Here is a 25,326-nt window from a genome sequence, read left to right as displayed (position 1 = left end):
GAGCTGAATCGACGCTTTCATTACCTGTTTCATGCGCCGGCGCTCACTGCCCGAGGCTGAACTCGCCACATGAGTCTGTTATACAAGGAGGCATCGGATGAGTGAGGGTTGCCTCATCCGACCTGATCATCGCTGCCGGAGAGCCACATGACGCTGGAACAACGCCTGGAACGAGCAACACAACTGGCCAGACAGGCTGGTGAACGCATGGTGCAAGCGCGCGAGGAACAGGGTTTCGCGCACCATTACAAGAAAGGCGATGAGCTGGTCACCGACATCGACGTGGCGATCGATACCTTCCTGGCGGAAGCGCTCGAAGCCGAATTTCCCGAGGATGCGCGCCTTACCGAAGAGCTGTCACCTGAGCGGGATGTGATCGGCACCAAGGGTGGCCTGTGGGTGATCGACCCCATCGACGGTACCGTCAATTTTGCCCATGGCTTGCGCCATGTCGCCGTGTCCATCGCCTGGTGCGAGCGCGGCAAGATCCAGATGGGGGTCGTGCATGCGCCCTTCCTCGGCGAGACCTTCACCGCCATCCGCGGCAAGGGGGCCTGGCTCAACGGCGAGAGCATCTCGGTCAGCGAGACCGATGAGATGAGCCGCGCACTGGTCGCGACCGGCTTCCCCTACAACCGTGACAGCCGTCCGCCGCTGCTCAAGCGCCTCTCGGCCATGCTGCTGGTCTGTCAGGATGTGCGCCGCAACGGCAGTGCCGCGCTGGATCTCTGTGATGTGGCGTGCGGACGTCTGGATGCCTACTACGAAAGCGTTTCCCCCTGGGACTTTGCGGCGGGCCTTCTGATCGCGCGTGAAGCCGGCGCACGCACGGGGCACCTGTATCGCTGCCCGGACGGCATTCCCGATGAGCTTTATGGCGAGAATATCGTGGTGGCCTCACCGGCCTTGCATGCTCCGCTCAAGCGCCTGCTGGAAGAGGCCGATGCCAGTTCAGGGCTGCCGGGGCTGTAGTGAAGAACTCACATACAGGACTGTAGTGACGCGGCGGTGATGGCATGACTTTCATGACCTGACTTTCATGACATAACTTTAATGACAGACTGCCGCTGCAATACGCAAGAGCCCCGCCAATTGGCGGGGCTCTGTGTTTCTGGCTGGCACTCGGCATCAATCGCCCAGGTTACCGCCCTTCTTCTTGCCCTTGGCAGCCGACTTGCTGGTCGCCTTGCTGCTGTCTTTGCTGGCATCTTTGCTGGCAGAGTCCTTGCTCGCCGGCTTCTTGTCAGCGCTGGGCGCTTTCTTGCTTGAAGCTGCCTTGCTGGCAGGCTTGGCCGCTGGCTTGCTCGAAGCTTCCTTGCTTGCGGGCTTGGCGGCGGGCTTGCTGGCCGCCTCCCCTTTGGCGCTGGCCTTGCCGGTGGCAGCACCTTGAGGCGCGGTGGCGGTTGATTCAGCCTCAGAGGCCTTGGCAGCGGCTGGCGCCACCGTCGGCTCCTTGAGCAGGCTCAGGCGTTGGCCGATTTCCTGCCACAGGCTGCGATAGCTGACCGCCGGTGAGCTGTTGCGCGAGAAAGTCCCGATGGGCTTGCGCTCGATCCCCATGCGCTCGACCACGCTGGAATACGGGATGAAGCCACTGAGCTGCAATGGATAATCCTGCTTGAGCGATTCCATCACATCCTTGTGTAATGTCTTGCGGCGATCCACCAGAGTGAAGAACGGCCAAACGGGCACATCGAGATCGATCTCGGCCAGATAGGCGTTCAATTGCTCCAGGGTACGCAGTGACAGAACCGTGGGAATGATCGGCACCAGCAGGGTATCGGCAGAGGCGAAGACCTGCTCGGAAAGACTGGAAATGCTCGGCGGACAATCGAGGATGACGAGGTCGTAGTCATCGCGTACCGGCTTGAGGACCTTGCGAAGTCGGGTACGCTTCTCTTCCTCGAGTATGTGGTCAAGATTGCGGTAGGAGAATTCCGCCGGCAGAACATCCAGGTTCTGATAATCCGTGGAACGAATCACGCGGGACATGTCCTGCTTGCCGCTGATCAGTTTCTCGACCCCGCCCTTCAGCTTGGGCTTGGTACGCACATAGAAGGTCGCAGCGGCCTGCGGATCAAGATCCCACAGCAACACACGCAGGCCACTGTTGGCGGCACAATGCGCCAGATTGATGGCAGAAGCAGTCTTGCCCACGCCCCCTTTGATGCTGTACACCGCAGCGATTTTCATGGCTCCCTCCCGTCATTCCAGTTTGTGCAACGTTAGCACAATCCGGCGCCATATCCCTGACTGACAACGGCGAAACGGGAGAAAATGATATGACAGTTTTATGTCACACAGGCTCTCGCTCATCGACCAGGCCGCGCTTGAGCAACTGATTCGTGAGGCGATTGAGCAACAATCCGTACATCGGCAAGAACAGCAATATCGAGATGGCCAGCTTGATCGCGTAATCCACCCAGGCGATCTCGACCCAGTGAGCCGCCATGAATGCATCGGGCCCATTGCGGAACGCCACCGAGAAGAAGGCAAAGGTGTCAGCAAGATTGCCGAACAATGTCGACGCCAACGGCGCGATCCACCAGTGGGCATTGCGACGCAGACGATCGAACACCTGTATGTCGAGCAACTGACCGATTACGTAGGCAATGAAGCTTGCCAGCGCGATACGGGCCACGAACAGATTGAAGTCAGCCAGTGCCTCTACCCCGGCAAAGCTGCCCGCCTGAAACATCACCGAGACCATGTAGCTGACCAACAGCGCCGGCAGCATGACCAGCGCAATGATGCGCCGCGCCTGATGCTTGCCGAACAGACGCACCGTCAGATCCGTTGCCAGGAAGATGAACGGGAAGCTGAAGGCTCCCCAGGTGGTATGGAAGCCAAACAGGGTCATCGGCAACTGCACCAGGTAATTGCTGGCGGTGATGATGAGGATGTGAAACAGGGCCAGGGCGACGAGTGCGCGCTGCGTCTGGGCAGACGAGAGGAGTAGCATTGCAGGTCCTTTTTGGATCAAAGCCGTCGTCCAGGGGTGAGGGAACCCTGTCACGAGCGTGTTGAGGTTTGCGTCGTCGATTCTGACATCAGCTGCCATGGCCTGACATCGGCCTTGACGCCTTGTCGCAGCGATTGAGCGCTGCAGGCATGCGTCACTGACAACCGCAGTGAGACTTGCACGTCGCCAGAACGCAAAATGGCCGCGCATCGTATCACGATGCACGGCCATTGACAGGTACCTGCGGGGAAAATCTGGCCAGATGGTCAGGCCGTCAGTCTCCCCCGGCGCCCCTTATGTGGCAAAGACAGCGATGCAATGAAAGCGAGTGTCAGAGTCACTTCTTCCAGATGCTGGCATCGACCTTGCCCTTCAGCTCCGGGAACTGCTCCGGATCAAAAGTCGGCTCCTTGCCGGCCTTATGCTGACGGTCGTAATCCTTGAAGATACGGAAGGCCAACGGCGACAGTAGCAGGATGGCGATCAAGTTGATCAAGGCCATCGCGCCCATCGACAGATCAGCGAAGTTCCAGATGTTCTTCAGGCTGGCGACAGCACCGAGCATGACCATGCCGAGCACGGCGAAGCGGTAGACCATGATGACGGCCTTGGCGTTCTTCTTGCCGGCGATGTACTCGATGTTGGACTCGCCATAGGAATAGTTCGCCACCAGCGAGGTGAAGGCGAACAGCAGAATGGCGATGGCCACGAAGCCGCCACCCCAGCTGCCGACCTGTGAGGACAGTGCCGCCTGGGTGATCTGGATGCCGTCATTGCCGCCATCGTTGCCCAGGGTGCCGCTCATGATGATGATGGCCGCAGTCGCGGTGCAGATGACCAGGGTGTCGATGAACACGCCCAGCATCTGGACGAAGCCCTGGGACGCCGGGTGCTTGGTGGTCGCCATCGCGGCGGCGTTCGGGGCAGAACCCATACCCGCTTCGTTGGAGAACAGACCCCGCTTGATGCCGTTCATCATCGCCTGGGCGATGGTGTAACCCAGCGCGCCACCTGCGGCCTGCTCAAGGCCGAAGGCACTGCGGAAGATGGTGCCCAGCGCCGCCGGCAGCTCGGTGATGTTGATGGCCACGACGAAGATGGCCAGCAGCAGATAGAGCAGCGCCATGATCGGCACGATCAGCTCGGCGGTACGCGTGATGCGTTTCATGCCACCGAAGATGATCGGCACCATGACCACGACCAGCACCACGCCCATGATCCACGGCGGCACGCTGAAGGCCTGCTCCATGGCCAGTGCGATGGAATTGGACTGCACGGAGTTGAAGGCCAGGCCGAAGGCGATGATCAGGCACACGGAGAACAGGATCGCCATCCAGCGCTGACCGAGGCCCTTCTCGATGTAGTAGGCCGGGCCACCACGGAAGGTGTTGTCATCGTGGGAGACCTTGTAGGCCTGCGCCAGGGTGGACTCGATGAAGCTGGTGGACATGCCGACCAGCGCCGTCATCCACATCCAGAAGATGGCGCCCGGGCCGCCCAGGGAAATCGCCACGGCAACACCGGCGAGGTTACCGGTACCGACGCGCGCCGCCAGAGAGGTGGCCAGTGCCTGGAAGGAAGAGATGCCGCCTTCGCTGCCCTGACGAGACGTGGCCAGCAGCTTCCACATGTGTCCGAAATAGCGGAACTGGATACCCTTGGTCATGACCGTGAAGAAGAGACCCGCTCCGATGAGCAGGTAAATCAATACACTGCCCCACAGCAGGCCATTGCCTGCATCGATCAACGCCAGAATCGGCGCTGGAATGATGGACGTTGTTTCCGACATGTCGGTCTCGCTTTGGCGGGTTTTTGGTCTTGTCGACGCTGCCAGGGCAACGGAAAGCCCATGACTTTCCTGCGACTGACAGCGAGCAACCACTACGATGGGGTTGCTCGACATGCTTTGGTGAGCGCCATTCTTCATATCCCACGGGGATAAGCAAGAAGAGCCCACTGTAAAGCGGTCTTCTACGCCCGAATTCTAGGGGAAAAATAGCGCAATGGCGGTGTTTTTCACTGCGACCTAGACTTTAGGTGAACACGGTAATGTTTCACGTCTTGTTTGGCTCGGGCATAATGCGCCCCCTTCCGGAAGTCGCCGCCTGCCAGTGGCGGCCCAGGACTTGTCGGGCGCAGGCTCGCGACTCATCGATTGCCGTTGCGCAACGGCGATCCCGCGAGTGTGCGCTGCGATCAGGCGGTGCAACTCCCTGACACCCACGCACCATAACCGCCATAACGGCACCCGGTAGCGCGCTTTGTCCCGGCGCCTGCCTTTGATTACAGGTGATACATGGAACTGACCAGCTACGCGGCGTCCCCGCTTTCGCTGCTCGCCCCGATCATAGCCATCGGTCTCGCAATACTGACACGTCGTGTCATGCTCTCCCTCGGGCTGGGTATCGTGTCAGGCGCCCTGCTGCTGAATGATTTCTCGCCGCTCGTCACGCTGCACTATCTCTGGCAGCAGCTGGTTGCCGTCTTCATCGAGATGCCGGACAGCGGTCAGCTTGCCGAGGCCAGCCTCAACAGCTGGAATGTCTATATCCTGCTGTTCCTGCTGGCACTGGGTGCCATGGTCGGCGTGATCACGCTGGCAGGCGGCACCCGTGCCTTCGGCAACTGGGCGCGGGCGCGAGTCACTACCCGTCGTGGCTCGCAGCTGATGACCGTGCTGCTGGGGGTATTCATCTTCATCGATGATTATTTCAATAGCCTGGCCGTGGGCAACATCTGTCGTCCGCTGACCGATCGTCAGGGGCTGTCGCGCGCGCGCCTGGCCTATCTGATCGACTCCACCGCCGCGCCCGTCTGCGTGCTGACGCCGATCTCCAGCTGGGGTGCCTACATCATCAGCCTGATCGCCGGTATCCTGGCGACCCACCACATCACGGATGTCAGCCCGTTCGGAGCCTTCCTCGAGCTGTCCGCCCTCAACTACTACGCGATTGCGGCGCTGGTGCTGGTGATCGCCTCGGCCTGGTTCGACATCAACTTCGGTGCCATGCGCCGTCATGCCATCGCGGCGCGCGACGGTGAGCTTTTCGATGCCAAGCGCGGCAACCCGCCGGGCAACACCCACGTGGAAGAGTCCGAGCGTGGCCGCCCCATGGACCTGCTGATCCCGATCATCGTGCTGGTCATCGCGACCTTCTTCATGATCGTGCAGACCGGCGCCAGCGCACTGGCCGCCGAGGGCGAGGCCTTCGGCCTGATTCGCGCCTTCGAGCTGACGGATGTCGCCAAGTCGCTGATCATCGGCGGCGCCATCGGCCTGCTGGCCGCGGTAGTGATGCTGCTGCGTCATCGCATGGGCGCTGGTCGCAGCCTGAGCGCCATCGCCCAGGGCGCCAGTTCCATGCTGCCGGCCGTCTATATCCTCGTCTTCGCCTGGTTGCTGACCGGCATCATCGGCTCTCTGGGGACCGGACAGTACCTGGCCACGCTGGTCGAGGGCGTCGTGTCTCCGACCTGGCTGCCGATGCTGCTGTTCGTGCTCTCCGGCCTGATGGCCTTTGCCACCGGCACCAGCTGGGGCACCTTCGGCATCATGCTGCCCATCGCCGGTGACATGGCGGCCGCCACCGAGCTCGCCATGATGTTGCCGATGATGGGCGCGGTGCTGGCCGGCTCCGTGTTCGGGGATCACTGCTCGCCGATTTCCGACACCACCATCCTGTCCTCGACAGGTGCCAGCTGCCATCACATCGATCACGTGATGACCCAGCTGCCCTACGCCCTGCTGGGTGCCGCGATCTCGCTGATCGCCTACCTGGTGATGGGCCTGACCGACAGCACCCTGTTCGGCTGGTTGAGCCTGGCGGGTCTGCTGGTCATCAGCATCGCCTGGCTTGCACGTCGCGAGATGGCCAATCCGGTCGTGGCACGCACGTGATGCAATAAATGCTGCCTTGCTGAAAAAAGCCCCCGCCATGTCTCATGGCGGGGGCTTTTTCATTATTGGAGCAGCGCGGGCCGCGTCAGGCGTCCGCGATATCACTGCATCGGTTCATGCGCTTCGGTTCATGCGCTGCGTGCCTCACTGGCCTGACCGACGCCGGCCTCGCTCAGCGCCTCACGTACATCTTCCAGGCTTGAGGGGTCATCTATCGTCGAGGGCACCTGGTATTGCTCGCCTGCGGCGATCTGACGGATCATCTTGCGCAGTATCTTGCCGGAGCGCGTCTTGGGCAGGCGCTCGACGATCAGCACCTCCTTGAGCGAGGCAAAGGCCCCGATTTCCTGGCGTATCCGCTGGGCAAGCTCGGCGCACAGGCTGGCTCCATCCCCCTGCCAGCCATCCTTGAGAATCACCAGTCCCAGCGGCATCTCGCCCTTGAGCGAATCCTCGATGCCGATCACCGCGCATTCCGCGATCGCAGCGTGTGCACCGAGTACCTGCTCCATCTCACCCGTCGACAGACGGTGCCCCGCCACGTTGATGACATCATCAATGCGTCCCATCACGAACAGATAGCCCTGCTCATCGAAGTAGCCGCCATCACCGGACAGGTAATAGCCGGGGTAGGCGGCAAGATAGGCAGAATGGAAGCGTCCGGGGTCCTGATAGAGTCCGGTCAGGCAGCCCGGCGGCAGCGGTTGGCGCAACACGACATTGCCCTGCTCTCCCGTGGGCACCTCATCCCCCATGCCATCGAGAATCTGCACATTGAAGCCCGGCAATGGCCAGGTGGCGCTACCGGCGCGTGCCTCGACCGGCGCCTTCACCTCGCGGCTGCCTTCGGTGAACATGTCGAGGCCCAGCAGGTTGCCGGCGATGGGCCAGCCGGTTTCGGTCTGCCACCAGTGATCGACGACCGGCACCGGCAGGAGATCGGCGAGCCAGTGATAGGTCGGCGGGTCCAGTCGCTCTCCGGCCAGGAACAGACTGCGCAGGCTGGAAAGGTCGTAATCGGCCATATGACTGGCTTCCGGGTCTTCCTTCTTCATGGCGCGAAATGCCGTCGGCGCAGTGAAGAAGCAGTTGATGCGGTATTCCTCGATCAAGCGCCAGAAGGCTCCGGCATCCGGTGTCTTGACCGGCTTGCCTTCATACATGACGGTACTGGCCCCCATCAGCAGCGGGCCATAGACGATATAGGAGTGGCCGACGACCCAGCCGATGTCCGAGGCCGCCATGAAGGTATCCCCGGGGCGGGTCGCATAGAGAAGCTCCATTGAATAATGCAGCGCCACGGCGTAACCGGCGTGATCGCGCACCACTCCCTTGGGCTTGCCGGTGGTGCCGGAGGTATAGAGGACATAGAGAGGTTCGCTGCCCAGCATGCTGACCGCTTCGGTGGCCTGGGCGCTGGCCAGACATTCACGCCAGTCATGATCACGCGGCCCGAGTGTCGCCCGCTGCTGTTCACGCTGCAGGATCAGACAGGCTTGCGGGGTATGCTCGGCAAGCTCGATGGCTTCATCCAGCCAGGGCTTGTAGGGAATGATGCGATCGACTTCCACCCCGCAGGACGCCGCCATGATCACCTTGGGCGCGGCGTCATCGATACGTACCGCCAGCTCCTTGGGAGAAAAGCCGCCGAAGACCACCGAATGCACCGCCCCGAGGCGTGCACAGGCCAGCATCGCCATCATGGCCTCGGCAACCATCGGCATGTAGAGCACGACACGGTCGCCCTTCTCCACCCCGAGATTGCGCAGCGCCCCCGCCAGCAGGGCCACCTCATCTCGCAGCTCACGAAACGTGTACTGCCGCTTGCTCTGGGTGACCGGCGAATCCCAGTACAACGCGACCTGATCCGCGCGCCCATTGGCGACGTGATGATCCAGCGCGGCATGGCAGATGTTCATCTCGCCATCGATGAACCAGCGCGCATGCTGTTGCTCATCCCAGGCCAGAATGGTCTGCGGCGGGCGAAACCAGGCGATGCGTTGCGCCTGCTCAGCCCAGAAGTCTTCTGGCGTCTCGATGGCTCTTGCCGTCAGAGCTAGATAACGCTCGCGTGCACAGGAGTGATTGGCGTCGGGCATGGCGTACCTCGTGATCCACGAATGGCTTTGTGGGCATCTCTTGCCTGTCCTGACGCAAGACCTTGTCTCCGGGGCCCGTTGACCGGACCTCTTTTCATGTCGTCAATGATGTCGCTCGCCAACGGCGATGCGACAGACGACGATGGAGGAAGGACAGGCAGGACAGAGATGCCTGAACCGATAGTTACGTTGAAACCTTAGGCCAAAAATCGCCCTTCAAACGCGCTCGGCTCACCGTTTTCAGCGTCTGATGGTCTTATACTCAATCCTTGGTCGCAGAAGGCCTGACAGCGTGAAAGGCGTCATTCGCGTAATAAAACATACGCTTGAATGCGGCTTCACAGCAGATGCGACAAAAAGTCAAAGCCTGAGAACGACAAAGTCGATGATTTATCGTTTAAGATTGTCTTGGACGTAGCACGCGGAGTTATTGATCATTCACTAAAACAAGGTTAGGTCATAACAACATGCCAATGGCCCATTGCGTCCCTCGGGATGCACCAAGATAGACCGACCGGGAGATACCGCATGAACGCAACACTTTCTACAGCTGCAAGGAATAACCCCATGCCAGTGTCCAGCGATGCCATCACCCTGCACCAGGCCGGTGACCGCGTCATCGAAGAAGCCACTGCCCTGCTCAAGGCGATGGGCAACGAGAACCGCCTGCGCATCCTGTGCCTGCTCAGCGACAGTGAAATGTCGGTGAGCGAGCTCAACTCGCGCCTGGAACTGTCGCAGTCCGCGTTGTCGCAGCATCTGGCGATTCTGCGTCGTGAAGGCATGGTGCGGACGCGCCGCGCCTCGCAGACCATCTACTATTCGCTGCAAGGCCCCAACGCCGCAGGTGTCATTCGTGCCCTGCAGGACCTCTATAACTGAAAAGGGCGCCAGCCGGTGACTGACGCCCTTTGAGGGGAATGTCGCTGAGTCACGCTGATCGTGACCCGCTAGACAACTGTATCACTCGCCGACTCCAACAAGATCGGGCAGGCCACGGAATGGCCTTCCAAGCCTCTTCTCTTCGCCCGCGACGGCAATCTGTCGCTTATTGCTGATGCCAGCGCGACTCCGCATTGCGCTCCAGCACACGATCCAGCACACGATCCAGACTCGATGTCACGCCCTTGCCGAAACGGTCCATCACGCGGCGCGGCTTCTCGAGACTCACCTCGAAGATCTTGACCTCCTCCTTCAGATAGCGCGCCAGCAACGCCTGACTGGTACCGACCTCGTCGATCAGACCGATATCGATGGCTTCACTGCCATACCAGATATCGCCCTGGGACACTGCCTCGACGTCCAATTGCGGACGACGGCTGCCGACATGCTGCTTGAACAGCTCATGGGTGCGCGCCAGGTCCGACAGGAACTTCTCACGCCCTTCTTCACTGTTCTCGCCGAGCATGGTCAAGGTGCGCTTGTAACGCCCCGCCGTCAGAATCTCGACATCCACATCATGCTTCTTGAGAAGACGGTGCACATTGGGCACCTGAGCCACGACACCGATCGAGCCGATGACCGCAAAGGGCGCTGCCACCACGTGGTCCGCCGCACAGGCCATCATGTAGCCGCCACTGGCCGCGACCTTGTCGACCGTGATCGTCAGGCGCGCGCCACTGGCACGCAGGCGGTCCAGCTGTGCCGCGGCCAGGCCATAGGCATGCACCAGGCCACCACCGGACTCCAGTCGCAGCACGACCTCATCCTGCTCACCCAGCACGCCTTCCAGCGCCGTGATCTGCTCCGCCAGGCTTTCCACACCGCTGGCCTTGATGTCGCCGACGAAGTCGAGCACGAAGACCCGACGCCCACGCGTATTGGCCGGCGCATCGTCCTTGTCCGCATTGCCGCCCTTGTTGGCTTTCGCCTTGGCTTTGAGCGATTTCTTGAGCGCCTTGGCTTCCTGCTTGTGCTTCTTGGCCCGCGCCTTCTCCTTGGCGGCGTACTCGGCCTCTTCCAGTCCGGCGTGGCTCAATTCGCGTTGATAGCCCTTGATGCGCTCATGCCAGGGACGAATCTTCAGCTTGGCCTGGCGCTCTCCCGCTTCCCCCTGTCGTGCACGTGCAATGATGAGCACGATGGCCGCGATCGCGACCACTACGGTGATCGCCTGGGCCAGAAAGAGGCCGTACTGTGAAATCCATTGCATGCACTTGCTCCTGAAACATTGAAGAAGGTGTCTGATCTCTCGCCAGCACGTGAGCGACGATCGCTCGCTCTCGAGTGCATGGCTCTCAGGCAGAAGGTCAAGGCATCTGCCACACGACCTGGACCCCATAACGAAATCACCGGCTAAAGGGCCGGTGCGGGATGGTACTCGATATGGGGGCAAGCTTGCCCGCCTGCAAGGCTGGTTGGCGCCTGGGCATCTTTCACACTGCTCGTATTGTCATGGGACTGGCGTGCCGCCTGTGCGAGTTCTCCAGGTGACCTGGTCGCGATCTGTACGTTATATCTGTACGTTACCTCTGCACGTTACTTCTGCAGGTTCAGAGCTGAGCGCTGAAGCGCGGAACACGCCAGATCGATCACACGACTTGATTGGAACGCTCGTTTGAAATAGTCTGATGTCAGTCTTGAAGGTCAGCAGCGTGATCACTTCATGGTGAGCAAGGTGATGAATGACACCCCACCCCTCGCCATGCACGTCATCTTTCCGCGCGATCATTGACCTTTCTCCACCGCTAGCACTGACAAGGAATATCACCATGGCCGACGCCAACGCCGTCATCGACATGCTCAAGAGCCGTTTCAACCCCGAAGCCGCCAAGGGCATGGATGAGGTCTTTCAATTCAACATCACCGACAGCGATGACTACTACATGGTCGTCAAGGACGGCACTCTGGACGTCGGCGAAGGTGAGCACGATGACCCCTCCGTGACCCTGAGCACCGACAGCGACACCCTCAAGGGCGTGATGAAGGGCGAAGTCGACGGCATGCAGGCCTTCATGACAGGCCGCCTGAAAGCCACCGGCAACATCATGCTGGCCACCAAGCTGACGTCTCTGTTCCCGAACAAGTAAGCGTCTGCTTGAGCAGGTGCATCGTTGCGAACAAGCCCGATGGAAAGGTTCGCTTGATGCACCAGCCAAAGAAAACGCCCCGGCCAATGGTCGGGGCGTTTTCTTTGGGGAGAGGCCTGCAATATCAGCGGCCCGTCGCGACCGAGCGCAGGAAGTTGTCGATCAAGGCATGCGAGATCGAGAACTTCGGTGGCAGCCCCGGCAAGTCTTCCGGCGTGAACCACTGGGCATCCTCGATCTCGACACCATCGATGGTGATGTCGCCACCGGCATATTCCGCGTAGTAGCCCAGCATGAACGAGTGTGGGAACGGCCACGACTGGCTCTGGAAATAGCTGACTCGCCCGACTTCAACACCGACTTCCTCGTGCACCTCACGCCGCACGGCTTCCTCGGCACTTTCACCGGCTTCGATGAAGCCCGCCAGGGTCGAATACATGCCCGGCCCGAAGCGCGGACTGCGAGCCAGCAACATCTCGCGGCCCCGGGTGATCAGCGTGATGATGCACGGCGAGATACGCGGGTAGCTGCGATGCTGACAACCGGTGCAGTGCATGGCGAATTCATGCTCCAGACGCTTCATGCGCTTGCCACAACGGCCACAGAATCGATGGTCGCGCAGCCATTTGAGCACCTGCAACGCACTGGAAAGCAGCGGAAACTGATCACGTGGCAGCGTATGCAGCCATTGACGCGCGGCGGGCCAATCGGCACTGCCATTCTCACCGAACACCGCAATCGGTGCGCCCTGCCATTCCCCGAGGGCCACGGCGCCGCTGGGCCAGTCAGCGATAGGCTGGATGATGCCGCCATCCGGCGCAGGCGCCACGCCATCACGCCCCACACGAATCAGATAACCATGGCGCTGGGTCACACGCGAGAGATCACGAATCAACATCAGGCGTCGTCTCCGCGGTTGCCTCGGCTGTCCAGACTGGCGCCATCAAGACTGGCACTATCAATACTGCCCAGTGCATTGATCGAGAGGCGATCGAACAGGCACTCATCGGCCTTGCCACGAATCTCTTCACACCAGGCCGAGTGACGCTCAAGCTCCAGCGCGGAAAGCCCGGGTGTGACCAGACGTGGGCGATCGGCACGCAGGCGACGAACCCCGACGATACCGCCCTCCTCGCCATCGCCTTCCTCTATCACGTCCAGGCCCAGCGCCGTCTGGCCACCGGTCATCGCCAGATAGACGTCGCCGAGAATCTCGGCATCCAGCAAGGCGCCGTGCAGCACGCGATGCCCGTTGTCGATATCGTAGCGCTTGCACAGCGCATCCAGGTTGTTGCGCTGTCCGGGGTGCTTCTCTCGGGCCAGCTTCAGGGTATCGAGTATGGCGCAGTGATCGGCGACCGGGCCCAGCGGGTTGGCGCGCCCAGGGTTGATCAGCCCGAATTCGTGATCGATGAAGCCCACATCGAAGGGCGCATTGTGGATGACCAGCTGGGCACCCTTGATGAAGTCCCAGAAGGCATCGGCAATCTCGGCGAAGACCGGCTCGTTGGCGACTCGCTCATCGGTGATGCCGTGAACTCCGATCGCCTCTGCATCGATCAAGCGCTCTGGATTGACGTACTGATGGTAGGTGCGTCCGGTCAAGCGGCGGTTGATCATCTCCACCGCGCCGATCTCGATCAGGCGATGGCCTTCCTTCGGATCGATACCTGTCGTTTCGGTATCGAGAATAATCTGACGCATCTCAGACCTCTTGGTAAACAGTGACAGCTCCCTGATCGGTCCGCCTCAAGCTTCGGGCCGCGCATCAGGGTGCCTCAATATCGGATCCTGCATGTCCGTGCTCAAACACGGCTGGCCACCGCGCTCGGCGTGCCTGCCAGCCGAGGCACTCAGCGGCGGCGCTGCATCTCGTCGATGGCCTCGTTGGCCAGCGCATCGGCGCGCTCGTTGCCCTCATCGCCGCTATGCCCCTTGACCCAGCGCCACTCGATATCATGACGCTCACTCTGGGCCAGCAGTGCCTTCCACAGATCTTCATTCTTGACCGGCTGCTTGGCTGCCGTCTTCCAACCGCGCTTGACCCAGCCATGCACCCACTTGGTGATGCCGTTCTTGACGTATTCGGAGTCGGTCCACAGCACCACCTGACAGCGCTTGGTGAGCGCCGTCAGCGCCTCGACCGCCGCCATCATCTCCATCCGATTGTTGGTCGTCTGGGCCTCGCTGCCATTGAGTTCCTTGCGATGCTTGCCACTGACCAGAATCGCGCCCCAGCCACCCGGACCCGGGTTGCCACGACAGGCACCATCGGTGTGGATGACCACGCGAGTCGGCGCCGCCTTGGATTCGGACGTCGCAGCAGCGGAGGGATTCTGGGGTTCGGACGTGGATGCACTCTGGCTCACAAACGGCACTCTCGACAAAGGAAACGAAGACGGGCAAGTGCGACGCCGCTGGCTGTCACGACAGGGGCAAGCCTGGCTCGCAGAGGCGGGGCTTGGAAACCGCCCCCTGACAATCACTCTCCGGTAGCCCTCCCGCGGCAACAGCAGGCCTCGCCACAATGAGCGTCATTCTACCCACTCGCATGCAGCATGGCCAAAGTCCCTGTGTTTTTTTACAGCTTCCGCCAGACTGAAGCCTTGAAGAAAAGGGAGCCCTGCAGCGAGCCCTCGAGCTAGCCGTGCTCGGACAGATCTCTGCGCGACTCACGCTTCACATGCCCATCCCGGGAATGCACTCGCGTGGCCTGGCCGATGGAGACACCGGGGATGGCGACTCGCGGTCGCTTGGCATTCAAGGGTTGCACGTACCCGACATTGCGCCGCGCCCGTATCAACATCAGGCTGCCCAGCGGCAGGTTGTAGCGGCGCCCCATGCGTTCAAGCCAACCGTGTCGCAGGCGTAACCCCGGCAGATGGAAGCCGGCATAGTCGATACGCTCGATCTCGAAATCCACGAAGGCCAACCAATCGCGCAGGGCCGCCGGCGTCCGCCAGCTTCCCTCCCAGGGAGTGATGTGGCGACGCCGCGGGTCCAGACGCAGCAGCCCCTCACCGGAGAACGGCTGCCAGGCGACGATGACCAGACAGCCACTGGAGCGCAGCACGCGGGCCGCCTCACGCAGCAGTCGGTGCGGCTCCGGCGCGACCTCCAGTAGATGGTGGAGCATCACCAGATCCATGCTCTCGTCCGGCAAAGCCAGCTGCGTCAGCGGGCAGATCAAGGTGGAAGGTGACTCGGCAAGCGCTGCCTCGGGACTCCATTGGATGGCATGGCGGATGGCGGAGAGTGACAGGAGGTCATTGCCGCCCGGGCCCAAGTTCAGGCTGTGAAAACCGAAGCAGCGCTCGAACAGCGGTGACAGCATCTCGCGCTCCGCCGTCAGGATGTCCTGCCCATCCGGGCCCTCGAAAAAGGCACGCATGGCGCGCACATGGGCACTCAATTGGCGCGCATGCTGGCGCTGGCGCTCCTCGGCGGTCAGGGACGCGCTGGCCTTGTCCGCACCGGAGTCATTCACACCAAAGGGGCCTTTCCACATCTTGCATCTCCCGGGCTTCAGGCGGGGAGACACTCCCCACGGCATAGACAGGCTTTGACACTTGTCTACATTCTCACACCATAAGAGGTTTGACACTTACCTGCTGGCTCGTCAGGCTTGTTATCCGGAAAATTCAGATTCCCGCCACGAATCAATCCACTGGGCATCATCGTGCTGGCTATTGGCCTTGCGATTGATGGCGCTCATGGACTTTGGCACCGGCGGCCAGTCGTGACTTTTCCTGCTGGACTCTTCTTGTTGGGCTCTGCGTCAGCCACTCGGCGCCTGATCGCACACGGCGAGTCTGACCGGGAACGAAATCCCGACAAGCGAGTCTTGAACAGGACTGCGGGCACCGAGCGTCTCGACACGCCCGGCCCGACACTCAGGATAGAGTGAAGCAAGGTGTTGCCCAACATCCTGCGAATGACCCATATATATGCGTTGTCGATCATAGAGCATACGGATTGCCCCTCCCGCCCACATACGCGGCCAGGGGAGCGCCAGGAGCACGACCGTCCTGAGCCGTCTCTGAGCATGACTTTATGCTGCTTTCGACAACTAACTCTCAGTAAGGAGTCGATGGAACCGCCTGCCCATCAGCATTGCAGGCGACGATGACATGCCATGTTCATCTGCTTCAGCCTGGCCGATTCCTCGGCGAGGACGTATGAAGCCACTTTTCGCGTCACTGGCCTGTCATTGCCTCGATCGACGACTGCAAGACATCAAGAGCACCTGACCACCATGATGAGCGTTACGCCCATAGCGGCCTTTCAGGACAACTACATCTGGTTGATACAGAGCGACGACAACCCCCGCGTGGCGGTCGTCGACCCCGGTGATGCACGCCCGGTGATGGAGACCCTGGAGTCCAGAGGCCTGACCCTCGACACCATCCTCATCACCCATCACCACCAGGATCACACCGGCGGCCTGCCGGAGCTGATCGAACGCTATCAGCCTCGCGTGGTTGGCCCGCACAATCCGGCCATCCACGGTATCGACGAGCGTGTCGGCGATGGCGACAGCTTCCGCCTGCAGGGCCGCCTCTTCGAGGTGATGGAAGTGCCGGGCCATACGCTGGACCACATCGCCTTCGTCAGCTCCGGCATGCCGGGGCTGCTGTTCTGCGGCGACACCCTGTTCAGTGGCGGTTGCGGTCGCCTGTTTGAGGGCACGCCGGAGCAGATGCATCACTCCTTGTCGCGCCTGGCCGCCCTGCCGGAAGAGACGCTCGTCTTCCCGGCACACGAGTACACGCTGGCCAATCTGGCCTTCGCCAGTGCCGCCGAGCCGAACAACCCGGCGCGGGACACCCTCAACGCAGAATGTGAACAGCTGCGTTCACTGGGCCGCCCCACGCTGCCCACCCTCATCGGCCGAGAAAAGCAGATCAATCCGTTCCTGCGCAGTGATGAGGTCGCGCTGCAACGCCACCTCGAGCAGGAAGGACGCCTCTCGGCACCCTCGGGTCAGGAAGCTTCCCCACTGGCGGCCTTCACGGCACTGCGTCAGTGGAAGGACAACTTCTAGCCCTGCTGCCCGCGTGCCATTGCCCCCGTTCCGACGCCACTCAGGTGAGCGGTTGGAGCGCGGCGTGAATGGCATTTCGCGTGACAGCGGGTCGAGAACATTCCTGATCTCGATCAGCCCCCGCAGTCACTGATTCGTGCCGGCATGACCGGCCAGCCGAGCCGCTGCTGCCCCATCCAGCCGCGGCTCGCCAGAGAGTATTTCGTCAATGCATCAGCAAGACCTCCGTACCGACGGCCAGATGGCCGCCGACACGCCGTGTCGTGTCACTCCGACCCAGGCCCCCTTCCGTCCGGCTCGACTGCGTCACCTGATTCGCCTCGCCTCTCTGGGTGCTACCCTGTGCCTGATGCCGCTGACCGCCAGCGCCAACTCAGCGATGGTGTCCGGGGTCTCGCCCACCAGTGAATATCAGCGCGCCCCGCTGAACTTCATGGAGGCCGTCGACGCCATTCCCGCGCACTACGACGACGTCTGGGAGCGCCTGCGCGCCGGCTATCAGCTGCAGCAGGACACCGGTCGTCCACGCGTGCGCAAATGGATCAGCTGGTATCAGGAGCACCCCCACCACGTGGAGCGTATCGCGGAACAGGCCCGCCCCTGGATTCGCTACGTGACACTGCGCACCGAAGCACGCGGCCTGCCGGCAGAGCTGGCACTGCTGCCCTTCATCGAGAGCGCCTACGATCCGGATGCCGCGCATCCGGGCGGTGCGACCGGCATGTGGCAGTTCATGCCGCGCACCGGTGACGCCATGGGGCTGACGCGCAACCGCTGGTATGACGGTCGCAAGGACGTGTTGCTGTCCACGGATGCCGCGTTGGATTACCTGGAGACCCAGGGCGAGCGCTGGTATGACGGTGACTGGGAGCTGGCGCTGGCCGCCTACAATGCCGGTGCCGGCACCGTGAATCGTGCACGCCGCCGCGCCGGTGGCGATGAGGATTACTGGAACATCAAGCTGCCCAACGAGACCATGGAATACGTGCCGAAGCTTCTGGCACTGGCCGCGGTGATTCGCGACCCTGAGGAATATGGGCTCTCGTTGCCGAAGATTGACGACAAGCCGGAAATCGCGGCCGTCGAGACAGGCGGACAACTGGACCTGTCTACCGCCGCCAAGCTGGCCGGCATCAGTGAAGACGAGCTGCGCGCCCTGAACCCGGCCTACAAGCGCTGGGCCACCACGCCGGGTGACAGCTCGCTGGTGATTCCCGCCACCGCCCGCGACACCTTCCTCAGCCAGCTGGCCACGCTGCCTGAAAAAGCGCGCCAGAGCTGGGCCAGCTATCGCGTCAAGCGCGGCGACACCCTGTCCGTCATCGCGCGCCGCAATGGTCTGACGCTCTCCGAGCTGAAGCAGAAGAACCGCCTCTCGGGCAACACCATCCGCATCGGCCAGGCACTGATGGTGCCTGACCGCGGCGCCTCGGTGGCCACCCAGCTGGCCTCGGCCAACGGCGAGAAGAAAGTGCGCGTGAAGAGTGGCGATTCCCTGTCCTTGATCGCCGCACGCCACAATGTCAGCACTCGCCAGCTCGCGCGCTGGAACAAGCTGTCATCTGCGGACTACCTGCGCCCCGGTCAGATGCTGACCCTATACAGCGCCAACTGAGTCAGTCGATTCACGCGTCGTTGCACGACGCTTGATAGGCGATTCCTCAACGCCCCTGCCATCCGTGATGGTGGGGGCGTTTGCGATTCAAACGCCGCAGCATGGCCGCTGACAAGGAACTTCGTTACTCTTGGCGGGGTCGATGCAAGGAGACCGGCCGCAGCCCGGCGCGTGGCGTGCACCTGCTGCACCGCTTCTGCAGTTCTCCATCAGCTCATCGCAGCTCACGGTCGACAACTGTGCAGTCAGCCGCTGAGGCCACCCAAGCCAGCGGAGTTGATGCCGAGTCAGGCGCAAATCAGCCGCTTCCCAGATGCCGGTCATTTCATCACGGCCGCGAGGCCCGGGTCATTCAGTCAAGGAAGTCTTCGATGCAGCGTGTTTCTTCACTCACCCACCGTCGCTGGGCCGCGCTTCGCGCGCTATGCCTGGGGGCGCTGATGGTGAGCGGCTCGTTCACGGCCACGGCCAACGCGGCTGAGCCCAATGCAGCCGGGTCCAATGCGAATAGCGAGCAATCTGCCAATTCACGCCCCAGCGCCGACATGGCGTCGGGCACGCAGACAACCAGCGCGCAGGCGACCAGTATCCCCACCTCGGACGTGCAGACGCCGCTGGACGTCCCGACCGTGCACGGCCTGGCCATCTACGGCGAGCCCGCCCACAAGCCCGGCTTCACGCACTTCCCTTACGTCAATCCAGAGGCGCCGGTCGGCGGTCGCATGACACGCGCCGCCATCGGCAGTTTCGACTCCACCAATCCCTTCATCCTCAAAGGCAATTCGGTGGCAGGACTCAACTACTTCGGAGGACTGATCTACGACACCCTGATGATCCCCTCCGCCGATGAGCCCTTCACCGAATACGGATTGCTGGCCAGTGGCGTCCGCCTGGCAGAGGACCGCAGCGCCATCGAATTCGATATCGACCCTCGGGCGCGCTTTCACGATGGCGTGGCGGTGACTGCCGAAGATGTCGTCTTCACCTATCGCCTGCTCAAGGATGAAGGCCTGCCGTTCTTCAAGAGCTACTACCACGATGTCACCGGCGTCAGCGTGATCGATGCCGACACCGTGCGCTTCGAGATGGCGCCAGGCGCGGCGCGCGAATTGCCGCTGATCATCGGCCAGCTGCCGGTGTTGCCGGAGCACTACTGGAAGAGCCGCGACTTCACGCGCGCCACCCTGGAACTCCCGCTGGGTTCCGGCCCCTATCGCATGGCGTCTCTGGATGCCGGCCGCCAGGTTCGCTATGAGCGTGTCGATGATTACTGGGGCAAGGACCTGCCGGTCAACAAGGGCCGCCACAACATCCAGACACTGGTCTACGACTACTACCGGGACCAGACCGTCTCGCTGGAAGCCTTCAAGGCCGGCAGCATCGATCTGCACGTCGAAAGCAGCGCCAAGAACTGGGCGACCGCCTACGACACTCCCGCGCTGCACGAGGGCCGCCTGAAGAAGCTGGAAGTCCCGGACAGCAACCCGGCGGGCATGCAGGGCTTCGTGCTCAACGAGCGCCGCGAGCGCTTCCAGGACCCGAGGGTCCGTGAGGCACTGGCGCTGGTCTTCGACTTCGACTGGATCAACCGCAACCTCTTCTACGGCGCCTACCAGCAGACCCACAGCTATTTCGAGAATTCGGACATGGCCGCGGACGGCATGCCCACCGGCAAGGAGCTCGCGCTGCTTGAGCCCTTCAAGGATGAGCTGCCCAGCGCGGTCTTCGACAAGCCACTGCCGATCGATGAGCCACAGGAATTGCGCCCTCGCCTGCGCAAGGCGTTGGGGCTGCTGCGCGAAGCGGGCTATGAAGTGGTCAAGGGCCAGCTGGTCAGCCGCAGCAGCGGCAAGCCGCTGACGCTCGAGGTGCTCAACTACGACACCCAGTTCGAGCGCATCATCCAGCCGTGGATTCGCAATCTGGCGCGCATCGGCATCAAGGCGCGGATTCGCACCGTCGACGTCAATCAGTACATCAACCGCCGTCGCAGCTTCGACTTCGACGTGGTGGTCGGCAGTTATCCGCAGTCCAACAGCCCCGGCAGCGAGCAGCGTGAATACTGGACCAGCGACTATGCCGACGTGGCCGGCTCACGCAATCTGATCGGGCTGAAAAGCCCGGTGGTGGACGCGCTCACCGATGCCTTGATTCAGGCGCAGACCCGCGAAGACCTGCTCAGCGCGACACGGGCACTCGACCGCGTACTGCGTTGGGGCTTCCATGTCGTGCCCCAGTGGCACCTGGCGGCGACGCGCATCGCGCTCTGGAACAAGTTCGGCTATCCGCAGCCCTTCCCGGAATACCAGCTGAGCCTGGACAGCTGGTGGATCGAGCCCGACAAGGATGCATCACTCGAACCGGGAGAATGAACCAGGTGAATGAGCCGGGTGAACATGCCTGCTCAGCAAGCCTGGTCAACAAGCCTGAAGAACACGCTCGGCGCATATGCCAGACATAGACGCCTGGCGGGACTGACGCCTTGCTGATGCGTCCACGACACCAATAACCGATGTCCCTTGCACCGCACATCAGATGCCGGCGATGAGGGGCACGCAGGGAGATTGCCATTGGGTGCCTATATTCTGCGCCGGATTCTGTTGATGATTCCGACGCTGCTCGGAATCCTGTTGCTGAATTTTCTGATCGTTCAGGCCGCCCCCGGTGGCCCGATCGAACAACTGATGTCACGTCTGGACGGCATGAGTGCCGGTGCCAGCACCCGCCTCAACAGTGGCGGCGGTGATGGCGTCACCAGCGGTGGCGGGGGCTCCTCGACCTATCGCGGCGCGTCAGGGGTCGACCCGGCCTTGATCGCGGAGCTGGAGCAGCAGTTCGGCTTCGACAAGCCGGTCTGGGAGCGCTTCACCGACATGGTCGTCGACTACGCGCAGTTCGATTTCGGCGACAGCTTCTTCCGTGATCGGCCGGTGATCGACCTGATGCTGGAGCGGCTGCCGGTCTCCATCTCGTTGGGGCTATGGACCACGCTGCTGGTCTATCTGGTCTCGATCCCGCTGGGTATCCGCAAGGCACTGGTGCATGGCTCGCGCTTCGACATCTGGACCTCCGGCGTCGTCATCGTCGGCTACGCCATTCCGGGCTTCCTGTTCGCGATCCTGTTGATCGTGGTATTCGCCGGCGGCAGCTATCTGGACTGGTTCCCGCTCAGGGGGCTGACCTCGCCGGACTTCGATGAGCTGTCCACCGCCGGCAAGATTCTGGACTACTTCCATCACATCGCCCTGCCCGTGCTGGCCTCCGCCATCGGCAGCTTCGCGACCCTGACGATGCTGACCAAGAACAGCTTCCTGGACGAGATCCACAAGCAATACGTCCTGACGGCACGCGCCAAGGGCGCCAGCGAGAACCGTATCCTCTACGGGCATGTCTTCCGCAACGCCATGCTGATCATCATCGCCGGGTTGCCAGCGGCGCTGGTCGGCATCTTCTTCACCGGTTCGCTGCTGATCGAGGTGATCTTCTCCCTCGACGGCCTGGGGCTGCTCGGCTTCGAGGCTGTCCTGCAGCGCGACTATCCGCTGATCTTCGGCACGCTGTATCTCTATACCCTGATCGGCCTGATCCTGAAGCTGGTCTCTGATCTGATGTATGTGTGGATCGACCCGCGCATCGACTTCGCGACACGGGAGGCCTGACATGCGTCATGAGACAACCCTTCACGAGACACCCGCTCACGACAAGAGCGACGACAGCCAGCAGGCACTGCATCGGCCGCGCGCCTCTCGCCTGTCGCCCATCACCCGACGGCGCATGGCGGCCTTTCGTGACAACCGTCGCGCCTGGTGGTCGCTGTTGATCTTCGGCGTGCTGTTCCTGCTCTCGCTGGGGGCCGAGCTGATCGCCAATGACCGCCCGCTGCTGGTCGAGTATCAGGGCGAGACCTACCTGCCGATGCTGCACGAGTATCCTGAGACCACCTTCGGCGGCTTTTTGCCCACCGCCACCGACTATCGCGACCCCTATGTGATCGAGGCCATTGAAGCGCAGGGCTTCATGCTCAACACCTTGATTCCCTACTCCTACGACACCCTGGATCTCAATCTGGGCTCTCCGGCGCCGTCGGCTCCCAATGCCCGTCATTGGCTGGGCACCGATGATCAAGGCCGTGACGTACTGGCGCGCGTCATCTATGGCTTCCGACTGTCGGTGATCTTCGCGCTGGTACTCACGGCGGGGTCGCTGGTGCTGGGGGTGTTGATCGGTGGCGTGCAGGGCTACTTCGGCGGCAAGGTCGACCTGATCGGCCAGCGTCTGATCGAGGTATGGTCTGGCCTGCCGGTGCTGTTCCTGCTGATCATTCTCGCCAGCATCGTCGAGCCGAACCTGTGGTGGCTGACCGGCATCATGCTGCTGTTCTCGTGGCTGGGCATCGTCGATATCGTACGCGCCGAATTCCTGCGCGCACGCAATCTGGAATACGTGCGCGCCGCTCGCGCCATGGGCCTGCCCTCGCGCCTGATCATGTGGCGTCATGTGCTGCCCAACGCGATGGTCGCCACCCTGACCTTCATCCCCTTCCTGTTCACGGGCGCCATCACCACCCTGACCGCACTGGATTTCCTCGGCTTCGGCCTGCCGGCCGGTTCACCCTCGCTGGGCGAGCTGGTCGCACAGGGCAAGAACAACCTGCAGGCACCATGGCTGGGCATGACCGCCTTCCTGAGCCTCGGCATCATGCTGACGCTGTTGGTCTTCATCGGCGAAGGGCTGCGCGATGCCTTCGACCCACGTCATATCAGCGCCCGGGAGCAGAACGCATGAGTCATTCCTCCATCCCCCCGACGCCATCCCCGAGCGCGGAAAATGAAAGCAACACTCCCTGCGTGCTGCGCCTTGATGACCTGTGCATCCGCTTTGGCAAGACACCGGTGGTCAAGCACCTCTCGCTTGAGGTCAGGCGTGGCGAATGCCTGGCTATCGTCGGTGAGTCCGGCTCAGGCAAGTCCGTCAGCCTGCTGGCCAGTCTCGGGCTGCTGCCGGGCCATGCCCATGTCACTGGGCAGCGCGAATTCACGCGCCCTGACGGCAAGGCGCTGGATCTGGCCGCGCTGACGCCACGCCAATGGCAGCGGGTGCGCGGCGGTCAGATCGGCTTCGTGTTCCAGGAGCCGATGACCTCGCTCAACCCACTGACGCGTGTCGGCGAACAGATCAGTGAAAGCCTGCGCCTCCAGCAGGGGCTGCGTGGCAATGCCGCCCGCCAGCGAGTGCTGGAACTGCTCTGCCAGGTGCAGCTGCCGCGCCCCGAGGAGTTGATCGATGCCTGGCCGCACCAGCTCTCTGGCGGCCAACGCCAGCGCGTGATGATCGCCATGGCGATGGCCAATCAGCCACCGCTGTTGATCGCCGACGAACCGACCACGGCGCTGGATGTCACCGTGCAGCAGGAAATACTCCAGCTACTGGATCGCCTGCGTCGCGATCAGGGCATGGCGATGGTTTTGATCAGTCATGACCTCAATCTGGTGCGCCGTCACGCCGACCGCGTGATCGTGATGCGCGACGGGGAATGCATCGAACAAGGGCGCGTCGACGAGGTATTCGATGCGCCACAGGCCGATTACACCCGCGAGCTGCTGGCCGCCGAACCCGAAGGCCTCGCCAGCGACTTGAGTGCCGAGGACGCCGCGACACCGGTTCTCGCCGCGCGCAAGCTGGAGGTGCGCTTCGCGCGCAGCAAGAAGCTCTTCCAGAAGCGCCCCGCTGACTTCGTCGCCGTTCATCCGCTGGATCTGACGCTGGCGCGCGGTGAGACGCTCGGCGTGGTCGGGGAATCGGGGTCCGGCAAGACAACACTCGCCCTGGCGCTCTTGAAGCTGCAAAGCGCCAAGGGCGAGATCCACCTCGAGAACGAACGCATCGATACGCTGGATCGCAATACGCTGCGCCTGCGTCGCCGCCAGATGCAGATCGTCTTCCAGGACCCCTATGGCTCGCTGTCGCCACGCATGCCGGTGGCGGACATCATCAGTGAAGGTCTGCGCTTTCATCATCCAACGCTCAGTGAAGACGAGGTTCGCCTGCGTGTGGCGCAGGTGCTGGAGGAAGTCGAACTGCCCTCGGCGTGTGCCGATCGCTATCCCCACGAGTTCTCCGGCGGCCAACGTCAGCGGATTGCTCTGGCGCGCGCCCTGATCCTCGAGCCCAGACTGCTGGTGCTCGATGAGCCCACCTCGGCACTGGACCGCAGCGTGCAGAAACAGCTGATTGCCCTGCTGCGTGAACTTCAGACACGCCGAGGCCTGAGCTATCTGTTCATCAGTCATGACCTGGCGGTGGTACGCGCGCTGTCCCATCGGGTGATGGTGTTGCGTGAAGGACGCCTGGTGGAGACGGGCACGACGGCAGAAGTGCTCGGCAATCCCCGCGAGGACTATACGCGTGCCTTGATACAGGCCGCGGGTCTGGCCTGACACGCTCTGCCATGGCCTGACCAGAGCTTGTTGGTCTGGGCTGACCTGACCTGCTCTGTCCTGCTCTGCCATAGCATGCCGATCGCCCTGCTCGGGCAGCCACAGATGATGAGCAGGGCGTTGGCGCATTGCAGTCAGTGCACCCCTGCGTTGCAAGACGCACGTTTTGTCGATTGCAAATAATAAAGGTTCTCAATATGATCCAGTGAGATGCGGGCCGACCATCGAGAGACCGTGTAATG

The 25,326-nt window shown here is 62.1% G+C and carries 19 protein-coding genes; 10 read left to right on the top strand and 9 right to left on the bottom strand.

The annotated features are described in order from the left end of the window. Window positions 1-147: 147 nt before the first annotated feature. Window positions 148-972 (top strand): inositol monophosphatase family protein, encoded by an 825-nt coding sequence (locus tag QD356_RS05105; RefSeq protein ID WP_176676991.1) that lies wholly within the window; start codon window positions 148-150, stop codon window positions 970-972. Between the two features lie 156 nt (window positions 973-1,128). Here QD356_RS05105 and QD356_RS05100 read toward each other — a convergent pair whose 3' ends face one another. From QD356_RS05100 to QD356_RS05090, 3 genes are all read right to left on the bottom strand, one after another. After that, entirely contained in the window at window positions 1,129-2,193 is a 1,065-nt protein-coding gene (locus tag QD356_RS05100) for a ParA family protein (RefSeq protein ID WP_192838208.1), read from the bottom strand. A 103-nt stretch (window positions 2,194-2,296) separates the two neighbouring features. Next, window positions 2,297-2,962: a 7-cyano-7-deazaguanine/7-aminomethyl-7-deazaguanine transporter gene (locus tag QD356_RS05095; protein WP_107334879.1), complete on the bottom strand. Its 666-nt coding sequence runs from the start codon at window positions 2,960-2,962 to the stop codon at window positions 2,297-2,299. Window positions 2,963-3,299: 337 nt separating this feature from the next. After that, window positions 3,300-4,751, bottom strand: a complete 1,452-nt coding sequence (locus tag QD356_RS05090; RefSeq protein ID WP_054556053.1) for a sodium:alanine symporter family protein — start codon at window positions 4,749-4,751, stop codon at window positions 3,300-3,302. A 507-nt stretch (window positions 4,752-5,258) separates the two neighbouring features. Between QD356_RS05090 and QD356_RS05085 the strand changes: the two genes are divergently transcribed. Further along, window positions 5,259-6,860, top strand: coding sequence for a Na+/H+ antiporter NhaC family protein (locus QD356_RS05085; protein ID WP_192838207.1), 1,602 nt, complete (start codon window positions 5,259-5,261; stop codon window positions 6,858-6,860). A 128-nt stretch (window positions 6,861-6,988) separates the two neighbouring features. Here QD356_RS05085 and QD356_RS05080 read toward each other — a convergent pair whose 3' ends face one another. Then, window positions 6,989-8,959, bottom strand: a complete 1,971-nt coding sequence (locus tag QD356_RS05080) for an AMP-binding protein (protein WP_192838206.1) — start codon at window positions 8,957-8,959, stop codon at window positions 6,989-6,991. Window positions 8,960-9,526: 567 nt separating this feature from the next. Between QD356_RS05080 and QD356_RS05075 the strand changes: the two genes are divergently transcribed. Next, window positions 9,527-9,841 carry a metalloregulator ArsR/SmtB family transcription factor gene (locus QD356_RS05075; protein ID WP_054556050.1) on the top strand — a complete coding sequence of 105 codons (315 nt, stop codon included), beginning with the start codon at window positions 9,527-9,529 and terminating at the stop codon, window positions 9,839-9,841. A gap of 166 nt (window positions 9,842-10,007) precedes the next feature. Here the strand turns inward: QD356_RS05075 and sohB are convergent, their stop codons facing one another. Beyond that, complete coding sequence (gene sohB / locus QD356_RS05070) at window positions 10,008-11,111, bottom strand: protease SohB (RefSeq protein ID WP_192838205.1); 1,104 nt, start codon at window positions 11,109-11,111, stop codon at window positions 10,008-10,010. Between the two features lie 559 nt (window positions 11,112-11,670). Here sohB and QD356_RS05065 point away from each other — a divergent pair. Further along, complete coding sequence (locus QD356_RS05065) at window positions 11,671-11,988, top strand: SCP2 sterol-binding domain-containing protein (RefSeq protein ID WP_043332726.1); 318 nt, start codon at window positions 11,671-11,673, stop codon at window positions 11,986-11,988. Between the two features lie 124 nt (window positions 11,989-12,112). Here QD356_RS05065 and nudC read toward each other — a convergent pair whose 3' ends face one another. The 4 genes from nudC to QD356_RS05045 all read right to left on the bottom strand — a co-directional run bounded on the left by nudC (window position 12,113) and on the right by QD356_RS05045 (window position 15,496). After that, a complete protein-coding gene (nudC, locus tag QD356_RS05060; RefSeq protein ID WP_107334885.1) occupies window positions 12,113-12,886 on the bottom strand; it encodes an NAD(+) diphosphatase in 774 nt (257 codons plus the stop codon). After that, a complete protein-coding gene (dnaQ, locus tag QD356_RS05055) occupies window positions 12,886-13,692 on the bottom strand; it encodes a DNA polymerase III subunit epsilon (protein ID WP_192838204.1) in 807 nt (268 codons plus the stop codon). The genes nudC and dnaQ overlap by 1 nt, the downstream gene beginning before the upstream one ends. A 149-nt stretch (window positions 13,693-13,841) precedes the next feature. Continuing rightward, window positions 13,842-14,276, bottom strand: coding sequence for a ribonuclease HI (rnhA, locus tag QD356_RS05050; protein ID WP_054556047.1), 435 nt, complete (start codon window positions 14,274-14,276; stop codon window positions 13,842-13,844). Window positions 14,277-14,629: 353 nt separating this feature from the next. After that, window positions 14,630-15,496, bottom strand: a complete 867-nt coding sequence (locus QD356_RS05045; protein WP_192838203.1) for a class I SAM-dependent methyltransferase — start codon at window positions 15,494-15,496, stop codon at window positions 14,630-14,632. Between the two features lie 747 nt (window positions 15,497-16,243). Here QD356_RS05045 and gloB point away from each other — a divergent pair. From gloB to QD356_RS05015, 6 genes are all read left to right on the top strand, one after another. Continuing rightward, window positions 16,244-17,032 carry a hydroxyacylglutathione hydrolase gene (gloB, locus tag QD356_RS05040; protein WP_192838202.1) on the top strand — a complete coding sequence of 263 codons (789 nt, stop codon included), beginning with the start codon at window positions 16,244-16,246 and terminating at the stop codon, window positions 17,030-17,032. 208 nt (window positions 17,033-17,240) lie between these two features. Continuing rightward, complete coding sequence (locus tag QD356_RS05035) at window positions 17,241-18,647, top strand: LysM peptidoglycan-binding domain-containing protein (RefSeq protein ID WP_225996428.1); 1,407 nt, start codon at window positions 17,241-17,243, stop codon at window positions 18,645-18,647. 371 nt (window positions 18,648-19,018) lie between these two features. Next, window positions 19,019-21,019, top strand: a complete 2,001-nt coding sequence (locus QD356_RS05030; protein WP_225996427.1) for an extracellular solute-binding protein — start codon at window positions 19,019-19,021, stop codon at window positions 21,017-21,019. 198 nt (window positions 21,020-21,217) lie between these two features. Continuing rightward, entirely contained in the window at window positions 21,218-22,306 is a 1,089-nt protein-coding gene (gene yejB / locus QD356_RS05025; protein ID WP_192838201.1) for a microcin C ABC transporter permease YejB, read from the top strand. Window position 22,307: 1 nt separating this feature from the next. Further along, the gene (locus QD356_RS05020; protein ID WP_192838200.1) at window positions 22,308-23,432 is read left to right on the top strand and encodes an ABC transporter permease; all 1,125 of its coding nucleotides are present in this window, start codon (window positions 22,308-22,310) and stop codon (window positions 23,430-23,432) included. Beyond that, window positions 23,429-25,084: a dipeptide ABC transporter ATP-binding protein gene (locus tag QD356_RS05015; protein WP_192838199.1), complete on the top strand. Its 1,656-nt coding sequence runs from the start codon at window positions 23,429-23,431 to the stop codon at window positions 25,082-25,084. The genes QD356_RS05020 and QD356_RS05015 overlap by 4 nt, the downstream gene beginning before the upstream one ends. Window positions 25,085-25,326 lie beyond the last annotated feature (242 nt).

The sequence above is a fragment of the Cobetia sp. 2AS genome (assembly GCF_029846355.1).
In the GTDB taxonomy this organism is placed as follows: domain Bacteria; phylum Pseudomonadota; class Gammaproteobacteria; order Pseudomonadales; family Halomonadaceae; genus Cobetia; species Cobetia amphilecti.
Note: the sequence above shows the minus strand (reverse complement) of the source record. Positions and strands in the feature narration are given on the sequence as shown.

Excerpts from the sequence above, each read along its gene's own strand:
- QD356_RS05105 (WP_176676991.1), top strand. The coding sequence starts at position 148 with ATGACGCTGGAACAACGCCTGGAACGAGCAACACAACTGGCCAGACAG.
- QD356_RS05100 (WP_192838208.1), bottom strand. The coding sequence starts at position 2,193 with ATGAAAATCGCTGCGGTGTACAGCATCAAAGGGGGCGTGGGCAAGACT.
- QD356_RS05095 (WP_107334879.1), bottom strand. The coding sequence starts at position 2,962 with ATGCTACTCCTCTCGTCTGCCCAGACGCAGCGCGCACTCGTCGCCCTG.
- QD356_RS05090 (WP_054556053.1), bottom strand. The coding sequence starts at position 4,751 with ATGTCGGAAACAACGTCCATCATTCCAGCGCCGATTCTGGCGTTGATC.
- QD356_RS05085 (WP_192838207.1), top strand. The coding sequence starts at position 5,259 with ATGGAACTGACCAGCTACGCGGCGTCCCCGCTTTCGCTGCTCGCCCCG.
- QD356_RS05080 (WP_192838206.1), bottom strand. The coding sequence starts at position 8,959 with ATGCCCGACGCCAATCACTCCTGTGCACGCGAGCGTTATCTAGCTCTG.
- QD356_RS05075 (WP_054556050.1), top strand. The coding sequence starts at position 9,527 with ATGCCAGTGTCCAGCGATGCCATCACCCTGCACCAGGCCGGTGACCGC.
- sohB (WP_192838205.1), bottom strand. The coding sequence starts at position 11,111 with ATGCAATGGATTTCACAGTACGGCCTCTTTCTGGCCCAGGCGATCACC.
- QD356_RS05065 (WP_043332726.1), top strand. The coding sequence starts at position 11,671 with ATGGCCGACGCCAACGCCGTCATCGACATGCTCAAGAGCCGTTTCAAC.
- nudC (WP_107334885.1), bottom strand. The coding sequence starts at position 12,886 with ATGTTGATTCGTGATCTCTCGCGTGTGACCCAGCGCCATGGTTATCTG.
- dnaQ (WP_192838204.1), bottom strand. The coding sequence starts at position 13,692 with ATGCGTCAGATTATTCTCGATACCGAAACGACAGGTATCGATCCGAAG.
- QD356_RS05045 (WP_192838203.1), bottom strand. The coding sequence starts at position 15,496 with ATGTGGAAAGGCCCCTTTGGTGTGAATGACTCCGGTGCGGACAAGGCC.
- gloB (WP_192838202.1), top strand. The coding sequence starts at position 16,244 with ATGATGAGCGTTACGCCCATAGCGGCCTTTCAGGACAACTACATCTGG.
- QD356_RS05035 (WP_225996428.1), top strand. The coding sequence starts at position 17,241 with ATGCATCAGCAAGACCTCCGTACCGACGGCCAGATGGCCGCCGACACG.
- QD356_RS05030 (WP_225996427.1), top strand. The coding sequence starts at position 19,019 with ATGCAGCGTGTTTCTTCACTCACCCACCGTCGCTGGGCCGCGCTTCGC.
- QD356_RS05020 (WP_192838200.1), top strand. The coding sequence starts at position 22,308 with ATGCGTCATGAGACAACCCTTCACGAGACACCCGCTCACGACAAGAGC.
- QD356_RS05015 (WP_192838199.1), top strand. The coding sequence starts at position 23,429 with ATGAGTCATTCCTCCATCCCCCCGACGCCATCCCCGAGCGCGGAAAAT.